We start from the raw sequence: 9052 nt of genomic DNA, 5'->3' as shown, positions 1-9052 counted from the left end.
CGGCGCATCAGACATCAGATCTGGGGGAAATTGTACTCGCAAACAGACAATAACACAAGAAAAATCATGATGTTATGAATATTTCAGGGGCGACTACATCGACGGCGCTGCGGGTGATGATACCATCAAAGGTGGAGATGGTGACGATATCCTGCTCGGTGGCTCTGGTAACGATAAAATCTACGGTGATGCGGGCTCGGACTATATTGACGGCGGGCTCGGTGCTGATATGTTGTATGTCGGGATATACGGATGGGATGGCGAGGTGGTTGCTAACCTTGCCCGAGGTGGTGGCGGGGCTGACAGCATATACGGCGCCGCCGGTCCGGATCGATTATTTGGTGATGATGGTGAAGATTATATAGATGGCTGGCGTGGCGATGACGTCCTTGACGGCGGGGCTGGCAAGGATAGTCTTTATGGAGGCACGGGGGCGAACATTATTTACGGGGGCGATGGTGATGACCACATTGATGACGAGGGTTACGGGAGCTACATTGAGGGCGGGTCGGGTAATGATCGCGTAGCAGTTTATCTGGGCTCGCAAGTGTTTGGTGGTGGTGGTGATGATTCAATATATTTAGAACGATCGTACTCGGCGTACAATGGTAATATTTTGGTAACGGGTATTGAGCCGGGCGAAGGGAAAGATTATGTGGTAATCTATGATCAGCGAGGGCCCGTAGTGATTAACTTGAGGGAGGATGTCCAGGTTTCTGATAAGATAAGCATTGGCATTGTTGACGGCGAAGTCCCGAGGGTGGTTGTCAATGATTTCAAATTTGGTGTTGATGCTTTTAGCATAGATCTATTTCAATCTTATGGATCATCTTCGTATTATTATGGTTGGTCGGATGTTCCGAGCCAGAATGATTGGTGGACCGGTGCAGTGATCATAAGTTACATCCAGTTTTTGAGCTCGCCATCGCAGGCTTACCTCACACCGGCTCAGACCCCCCGGACAAAAGACGACTACGGTAAGGGCATTTTCGTCATTACGGGTGGTTCGGTCGCCCAGTCCGATACCGCCACTGTTGCGGCGTTTCTTGATGCGTACGGCAACAATGCAACCTACGGCAACAAGGCAGTGCATTATTTCTTCGTCAACGTTGGGACGCAGGATATGGCGCTGTATCGCTTTCAGGACGATACCGGCGCCGACAACCGTGTCGTCGCTGACGAGTTGCAGCCGGTGGCGATTTTTGCGGGCGTGCGCACCGAATCGCTCACGGAGCTTGACTTGATCAAAAGCTTGTACTAGAGGCAAGGCGCTACTGTGCAGGGCTTACAATTGACCTATGTTTGGAGCCCTGCGCCTTGTTCTTGCCGCCATGGTGGCGCTTAGCCACGTTGGTGTCAGCATGCGCGGCTACCACCTCGGCGTACCGGCCGTGGTGGTTTTTTTGTTGCTGAGCGGTTACGTGGTGGCCGCCATGCTGCACACCCATCCGGGCGGTTGGTCATCGCCACGCCTGTTTTATGCCGAGCGCGCCGTTAGGCTGCTACCGCCGTACTACGTGGCGTGGCTGCTGGGGTTGGCCGCTTTTTACACGGCCGGAATGTCGAGTCCCTTCGTCAGTGGGTGGCAGCAGCCCGCGTTGTGGTTGGCGTCGCTGCTTGTGGTGCCGCTCAATTTCGCCGCCGTCGCGCCGGTGTTGGACACGTTCACGCCTGTGCCGCCCGCATGGTCGTTGGGGTTGGAGCTGCAGTTCTACCTCCTGGCGCCGTGGCTGCTGGCCAGCACCCGCCGCATGCTTGGGGCCCTGGTTTTGACCTGGGTTGTGGGGGCTACGGCGCAGCTTGGCCTGTTGCCCAGCGATGCCTGGGGTTACCGCTTGTTGCCGGGGAACTTGTGGATATTCCTGCTGGGGTCGTGTCTGTTTCACGCGCTGCAGCGCTCCAACGGGTGTTGTGCCCGTGCCTTGCGGCTTGTGTGGTTGGTCACGCTGGCGTTGTGGCTGTGGACCGCTGCTGTAGGTCGGTGGGGGCAGCCCTTTGTCGCGGAGGTATTGGGTGGGGTGGTGTTGGGGCTGCCCGCCGTGGCTGTGTTGGCGCGCCTGCCCCGGCGGGCATGGGATGATCGCATGGCGGATTGGGCCTATCCCGTCTTCCTGGTCCACTTCGCTGTCATTGCCACCGCCTGGCCAACGCTGCAACAACTTCCACACGCCACGGGCTGGGTGGTTTACTTGGCCTTGGTGTGGGTGCTCGCGTGGTGGCTGGATCGCGTAGCCCAACGCCCCGTGGCGCGCTGGCGGCGCCACCTCCGCGCGCGTCAGTCGGCCATCCTTGGCCAGCCAGCAACGCCGTAGGCGCTGCGGGTGCCTGGCCCCCGTCACCCTCAGGCGCCGGTGTTGGTCGCCACGCCAGCCAGGCCTGTGTGTGCGTAGAACAGGGTTGGTTGCTTGCCGCGTGTCAGCCGGCGAGCACGCCATGGCGCTGCAAATCCCGCTGCACCATCATGCGGCACAACGCTTCCAGCGGCGTCGTGGCTTGCCAGCCTAAGTGTTCCTTGGCCCGCGTGGCGTCACCGATCAGCAAGTCCACCTCGGCGGGCCGGAAAAACGCCGGATTCACCCTCACCAACACCTTGCCGCTGCTTGCCTCGCGCCCCACCTCATCAACGCCCGTGCCCTCAAACGCCAACTGGTAGCCCGCGGCGGCAAAGGCCAGTCGAACAAAATCACGCACGGTGTGGCAAGTTCCGGTGGCCAGCACGTAACTATCCGGCTGTGGGGCCTGCAACATCTTCCACATGCCTACCACATACTCGGCCGCGTAGCCCCAGTCGCGCTTGGCATCCAAGTTGCCAAGCTCCAGGCAGTCCAGCTTGCCGGCACGGATGCGCGCCACACCGTCGGTGATTTTGCGCGTCACAAACTCCAGGCCGCGCAGCGGGCTTTCATGGTTGAACAAAATGCCGCTGCAGGCAAAAATATCGTAACTCTCGCGGTAATTGATTGTGGCCCAGTGTGCAAATAATTTAGAAACGCCGTACGGGCTGCGTGGATAAAAAGGTGTGCTCTCGCTTTGGGGTATCTGTTGTACTTTACCAAACATTTCGGAGGTGCTGGCCTGATAAAAGCGTGTCTTGGGGTTGATGACTCGTATCGCTTCCAGCAGATTCAGCGCCCCCATTCCGTTGATCTGCGCAGTTAGCAGGGGCTGTCCGAATGACGTGCCGACAAAACTTTGGGCGGCCAGGTTGTAGATTTCGTCCGGCTGCGCCTGCTCGACCAGACGCAGCGCGGAACTTAGATCCAGCAGGTCAAACTCCGTCAGCGTCAGGTGCGGATGCTGCTCGATGCCCAGCTCCTGCAGCCGCCACAAACTGCTGGAGGCGCTGCGGCGCATCGCGCCCCACACCCGGTAGCCCTGGTTCAGCAACCACTGGGCCAGGTAGGCGCCATCCTGTCCGGTGATGCCTGTTACAATTGCCCGTTTCATTTTGGGATATCCAATGTTGGTGTCAATCGGTAAAACGCCGATGCTAGCACAGGCCTGCTGGGGGGCCGTTCGGCGCGAGCACGTCGTTGGCGGCTGCGCAGCGGGTGCGCGGCCAGCCGGCGTCGTGGGCGGGGTGTGACGTGGCGCGCGGCTGGGCTGCGATCGGTTTGGCCGGGCCTGCCTTGCGGCGGATGCAGGTAAGCTGGCGCTTTGCTCGCTTGCTGGTGGCGCAAGGGCTGCTGCAGGGCTACCGGCAGTTCCGTCTGGGCGCCTGGTGGGCGGTGCTGCCCAACTACGTTCAGCTGGGTGTGCTGGCAGTCGTCATGGGGGGGGTGCTGTCGCACAAGCTGCCGGCTGCGGCTTCAGGGCAGGGCACGGTGCCCTACATCCTGTACTTTTTGCCCGGTGTGGTGCTGTGGCAGGCGTTTCAAAACACGGTATTGCAGGCCAGCGAGGTGCTGGTTGCGCAGCGGCTCATCATCAAAAAAAACCAAGTCGATATCCCGACCTTGGGTCTGTACGTGCCCATTGTGCAGTGGGTGCACATGGCGCTGGCCGTGGCGTTGGTGTGGGTGGCGGCGGCCGTGTTGTACGGGCCGCCGGGCTTGGGTACAGTGCTGCTGACGTTGGGGCTGGGCGCGGTGTGCATCGTTTTCGGCTACGTATCGGGCTTGGCCTGGGGGTTGCTTGCAGTGGCCCTGCCGGACATCCGGCAGGCACTGCCACCGCTGCTCAACGTGGGCTTTTGGCTTACGCCCATTGTTTACCCGGCGTCGCTGGTGCCTGCGGCGTGGCAGGGCGCGTTGGCGCAATGGCACCCGTGGTACGCGCTGATGGCGCCCGTGCAGTCTGCGTGGTCTGGTGTGCCGCCGCTGCCGGTGCCGCCATGGGCGGCGCCCATGCCCTGGCTGATGGCGGTGCTGCATGTGTGGTTGGTGCTGCGTGTGCTGCGCCATGGCCGCCGTCAGGTGTTGGATGCACTGTAAACCGCAATGACCACCCAGCCGCACAAGCAGCCCGTTTTGGCCCTGCACGGGGTGCGCAAAACCTTTGCCACCCAGCCGTCCGTGCGGGGGCAACTGGCGCGCTTACTGGGTTTCTCGGCGGGGCGGGGCGGCCCTGCCGCGGGCGACAAGGTGGTGCTCGACGGCGTGTCGTTGCAGGTTCACCCGGGCGAGGCGGTTGGCATCATTGGCCGCAACGGCAGCGGCAAGTCGACGTTGCTCAAGCTCATTGCCGGCGTGCTGGTGCCCGATGCTGGCGTTGTGCACGCGCCCGAGCGCGTCTGTGCCATCCTGGAGCTGGGGGCTGGGTTTGACCCCCATGCCACAGGGCGGGAGAACTTGCGTATGCAAGCCGCGCTGTGGGGGATGGACGAGCAGACCCTCCGTGTCAACTGGCAGCGGATTGTGGACTTTGCTGAACTCGGCCCAGCCATCGACGAGCCTGTGCGTGCGTACTCCAGTGGCATGTTGCTGCGCCTGGCCTTTGCCATCGCCATCCACACACCCGCCCCGCTGCTCATCATCGACGAAGCGCTGGCCGTGGGCGACCTGGCCTTTCAGGCCAAATGCCTGGCTGCGCTGCGCGAGCGGCTCAGCCAAGGGGATGCCCTGCTGTTTGTCTCGCACGACCTCAACAGCGTCAAAAGCTTGTGCCAGCGGGCCATTGTGTTGCAGCGGGGCCGCGTTTTGATCGACGCCGACCCCAAAACCGCGGCCGATGCCTACGTGGCTTCGCTGCTGCAGGGGGGCGGGGCCGTTGCGCCGGGGGACGGTGGTGTCAGTCCGGCGCACAGCGCGGCTGTGCAGATGAAGCAACTCTGCCTCAACGGGCAGCCCGTGCGTGAGTGCGTGCTCGTCAGCGGACAAACCCTGCGGCTCGACGTTGATTTGCAGTCGCAGCAAGCCGTGCACGGGCTCACGCTGGGGTTGATGGTGCACACCGCCATGGGGCTGGATCTGTTTGGCACCCACACCGCCATGCGCGGCCAGCCGTTGAACTTTCAGCCCGGCCAAACTCTTAGGGTAAGCATGGAGGTGGACTTGCTGCTGGGTGCAGGGGAATACACCCTCACTTTGGCGGTGCACGACGCGCATGACTTCACCCAAAGGGTTTTCTTATGGGCCTTTCACTGCGTGCGCATCACCGTCGTCGAGCCCGCCGCCAGCGCCGTGGGCGCCGTGCGCCTGCCTTGTCGGGTGCACGTTAGGGCAATTCACACTCCCAATTCCGAGAGCACGCTTCCATGTCCTTGACCCGACTGTTGTACGCGTTGTACGGCCGCTTGGTGCGCGTGCCGGTACTTGGCCCCATCTTCAAGCGATGGGTGGACCGCAACCGCCACTGGGTTTACCGCTTACGCGATGCGCTGCTGCGCATGGACGGCCGCATCCGCAGCTCCAACACCAAGGGCAGGCTCGACGCGATACAAGACCAACTGGACACCTTGGCGGTGATGGTCAGCGGCCTCAAGGCCGCAGTGGCCCAAACCCAAGCATGGGAACACAACACCACGGCGCTGCTTGACCAACACCGCCATGCCCTCAACCTGAAGGTGGACGCGGCCGTGGAGGCGCTCACTTCGCGCGTCGAGCGCGCGGAACGTCAACTGGCGCAAACCATCCTGACAACCCGGCAACCGGGGCTTAGCCCGCAAGTTCTCGACCCTGCCAAGCTGGCGCAGCACATGGCGCGCCCGCAAGGCCTCTGGCTGGAGGTGGGCTGCGGCGCCAAGCCCGACCCCGACCGCATCAACGTGGACATGAGGCCCTTGCCTGGCGTGGACATCGTCGCCCCGGCGCATGTGTTGCCGCTACCCGATGCCTGCGTGCAGCGCTTGCGTGCGGCCCACCTCGTGGAACACTTCACCTTGCACGATTTGCGTACCCGAGTGCTGCCTGAATGGCGTCGCGTGCTGGCCCCCGGCGCAACACTGGAGCTCATCACGCCCGACTTGCAGGCCATGCTCCAAGCGCACCTGGCCGGCGCCATGACCGAAGCCGACCTGGTGCACGTGCTCTACGGCGGTCAGGACTACGAGGGCGACTTCCACTACCACGCCTACAGCCCCGAATCCCTCATGGCGGAACTGGCCGCCAGCGGATTCAGCGCTGTGGAGTGCGTCGCCCGAGGCCGGCGCAACGGCCTGTGCTTCGAATGTGAGGTTCACGCCCGGCGCGCCCCCTAGTCCGCCCGCACCATACCCCTGGACCAAGTGCCATGTCCATGCCACGCTTTAGCGTCATCATCAACACGTACAACCGTGCCGCCAGCTTGGTGCGCACGCTGGATGCCCTGCAGCGGCTGCGCTACCCACGCTACGAAATCATCGTGGTTGCTGGCCCCTGCACCGACGACACGTTGGAGCGCCTGCGTCCTTGGTTGCCCCACATCCGCTTGGGCCACTGCGCCGAAACCAACCTCAGCCGCTCGCGCAACATAGGCCTGGCCATGGCCGCGGGCGAGTACGTAGCCTTCACCGACGACGACGGGCTGCCCGAAGCCAACTGGCTCGATACCCTGGCGCAAGCCTTTGCCGCCGACGAGCGTCTGGGTGCCGTGGGCGGCTACGTGCGCGACCACACCGGCGTGGCTTACCAGACACGGCACATCCGCTGCAACCGGTTGGGGGAGGCACGCTTCTTTGACCACCCACCCGACACCGAAGACCCGGACTGGTTCCCTAGCCTGATTGGCGTCAACAGCGCCTTTAGGCGTCAAGCGGTGCAACAAGTAGGCGGTTTTGATGAGGAGTACGCCTACTTTTTGGACGAGACAGACTTGTGCCTGCGCCTGCTGCAAGCCGGCTGGCGCATCGCCACCGTGCCTGGCGCCGAAGTCCATCACGCGTACGCTCCCAGCCACCTGCGAAGCCCCCAACGTGTGCCCACCACCTTGCTGCCCACCGCGCGCAGCAAGGTGTACTACGCCCTGCGCCACAACGCCGTGCAAAACCCCGTCCCGCTGGCGCAGCGCCAGCGGGACGACCTGCTGGCCAGTGTGGCTCACCTGCAGGCGGCGGGCAAAATCGGCGCGGAGCACGCCCAGCGCTTGCGGCACGACGTGGTGCAAGGCGCGCGTGAAGCCACATACGACGCCTTCGCCCACCCCTGCGGCAAGACCATCACGCTGCCCGACCCCGATCCCGCAGCCTTCACTGCCCACGCGCCGCTGTGGCAACGCCAGGGGCACGCTGCCGCGCTGCGTGTGGCGCTCATCAGCCGTAACTACCCGCCACAGCCACTGGGCGGCATAGGCCGGTACACCCACACCCTGGCGCGAGCGCTGGCCGAACTCGGGCACGAAGTCCACGTCATCGCCCAAAGCCCCGACCCCGAGCCGCGCACCGACTTCGAAAACGGTGTCTGGGTGCACCGCATCACGCCCTGCGCGCACGTGCCCGCGCCCCTGGCGGACCGTCCTGAGCCCCCGGCCACCCTGCGGCAGTGGACCCACGCCGTGTACCAATGCGCGCGGACGCTGGCCCAGCGGCTGGACGTACGCACTTTCGTTGCGGCGCTGTGGGACGTCGAAGGCTACGAACTCGCCGCCCAACCCGGCTGGCAGCTTTACACCTACCTCGTCACCAGCTACCAGCTCAGCCTGCCCCTGCGGACCGACTGGCAAGCCAACCCACATTACCTCCAACACCACGTGCAGCCTGCCATCCAGGCCGAAGCGTGGTTGCTGCAGCACAGCACGGCGCTGTTGGCCAGCACGCATGCCATCGCCAACGACGTGCGCACGCACTACCCGCAGGCGGCCCAGCAACTCGCGCCCTTGCACCACCTGCCCTTTGGCATCGACGACGATCCTGCCCCCACCACAGCCAACCCAGGTGGCGGCGAACCCGGCGTCGCCCAGCCCGGGCTGACCGTGCTGTACGTCGGGCGCTTTGAACACCGCAAAGGCATCGACCTCATGCTGCAAGCGGTGGCGGAACTCGCGCCCCAGTACCCCCACGTCCAATGGCGCCTGGTGGGCAACCACACGTTACCCGGCCCGGGCGGCCAGCCCTGGCCAGCGTACTTCGCTCAGCAGCACCACGGCCAGCCCTGGCTGCAGCGCGTGCACGTGGTGGGCGAGGTGGACGACACCGCGCTGCTGGACGAATACCGCCGCTGCGACATTTTTGTAGCCCCAAGCCGCTACGAATCGTTTGGCCTCATCTACCTGGAAGCCATGCGTGCGGGCAAAGCGGTCATCGCGGGCGCCAACGGCGGCGGCGCCGAAATCGTCACCAACGACGTCGGCGTGTGCATACCCACCCCGGACGCCCAACCACTCATCGGCGCACTGCGCACACTTATCGACCAACCTGCCCTGCGCTGCCGGCTCGGCCAGCAGGGCCGCCAGCGCTACCTGGACCACTACACCGCGGCGGCCTTTGCCCGGCGTGTGCAAGCGCTGCTGGGCCCAGTGCCGGAGCGTGCCGTTGCATCCGTGCAACAAGTGCCGCACGCCGGCGCTGAACGAAGCCTGTCTCAGAGCCCGCCTGTTGCGCTGCCGGATCTTACCGATATACTAGAGGCAAGCTCCTGAGAGCCGGGCATGCTGTGTGCGCGGCAACCAGTGGCCTAGCTTAACCTCACCTGTGGAGATC

7 protein-coding genes and 2 pseudogenes are annotated in these 9052 nt (G+C 63.6%); 8 read left to right on the top strand and 1 reads right to left on the bottom strand.

Features of this window, described 5'->3' with window-relative positions; genetic code table 11:
• Window positions 1-97: 97 nt before the first annotated feature.
• From EDC36_RS13525 to EDC36_RS04860, 3 genes and pseudogenes are all read left to right on the top strand, one after another.
• A pseudogene (locus EDC36_RS13525) lies at window positions 98-223 on the top strand (calcium-binding protein); the annotation flags it as partial.
• 6 nt (window positions 224-229) lie between these two features.
• Window positions 230-1261, top strand: a complete 1032-nt coding sequence (locus tag EDC36_RS04865) for a calcium-binding protein (RefSeq protein ID WP_132962118.1) — start codon at window positions 230-232, stop codon at window positions 1259-1261.
• A gap of 37 nt (window positions 1262-1298) precedes the next feature.
• A complete protein-coding gene (locus EDC36_RS04860; protein ID WP_132962117.1) occupies window positions 1299-2312 on the top strand; it encodes an acyltransferase family protein in 1014 nt (337 codons plus the stop codon).
• 103 nt (window positions 2313-2415) lie between these two features.
• Here EDC36_RS04860 and gmd read toward each other — a convergent pair whose 3' ends face one another.
• The gene (gmd, locus tag EDC36_RS04855) at window positions 2416-3447 is read right to left on the bottom strand and encodes a GDP-mannose 4,6-dehydratase (RefSeq protein ID WP_132962116.1); all 1032 of its coding nucleotides are present in this window, start codon (window positions 3445-3447) and stop codon (window positions 2416-2418) included.
• Window positions 3448-3638: 191 nt separating this feature from the next.
• Here gmd and EDC36_RS04850 point away from each other — a divergent pair, with 191 nt between their 5' ends.
• The 5 genes and pseudogenes from EDC36_RS04850 to EDC36_RS04835 all read left to right on the top strand — a co-directional run bounded on the left by EDC36_RS04850 (window position 3639) and on the right by EDC36_RS04835 (window position 8991).
• Entirely contained in the window at window positions 3639-4433 is a 795-nt protein-coding gene (locus tag EDC36_RS04850; RefSeq protein WP_132962115.1) for an ABC transporter permease, read from the top strand.
• Window positions 4434-4538: 105 nt separating this feature from the next.
• Window positions 4539-4976, top strand: a pseudogene (locus EDC36_RS13520) (ABC transporter ATP-binding protein); the annotation flags it as partial.
• Between the two features lie 282 nt (window positions 4977-5258).
• Entirely contained in the window at window positions 5259-5705 is a 447-nt protein-coding gene (locus EDC36_RS13515; RefSeq protein WP_390617109.1) for a Wzt carbohydrate-binding domain-containing protein, read from the top strand.
• Window positions 5696-6637: a class I SAM-dependent methyltransferase gene (locus tag EDC36_RS04840; protein WP_132962113.1), complete on the top strand. Its 942-nt coding sequence runs from the start codon at window positions 5696-5698 to the stop codon at window positions 6635-6637. The genes EDC36_RS13515 and EDC36_RS04840 overlap by 10 nt, the downstream gene beginning before the upstream one ends.
• Before the next feature lie 32 nt (window positions 6638-6669).
• Window positions 6670-8991 (top strand): glycosyltransferase, encoded by a 2322-nt coding sequence (locus tag EDC36_RS04835; protein ID WP_132962112.1) that lies wholly within the window; start codon window positions 6670-6672, stop codon window positions 8989-8991.
• Window positions 8992-9052 lie beyond the last annotated feature (61 nt).

The organism is Tepidimonas ignava (genome assembly GCF_004342625.1).
Lineage (GTDB): Bacteria > Pseudomonadota > Gammaproteobacteria > Burkholderiales > Burkholderiaceae_C > Tepidimonas > Tepidimonas ignava.
This window is presented reverse-complemented; position numbering and strand designations above follow the sequence as displayed.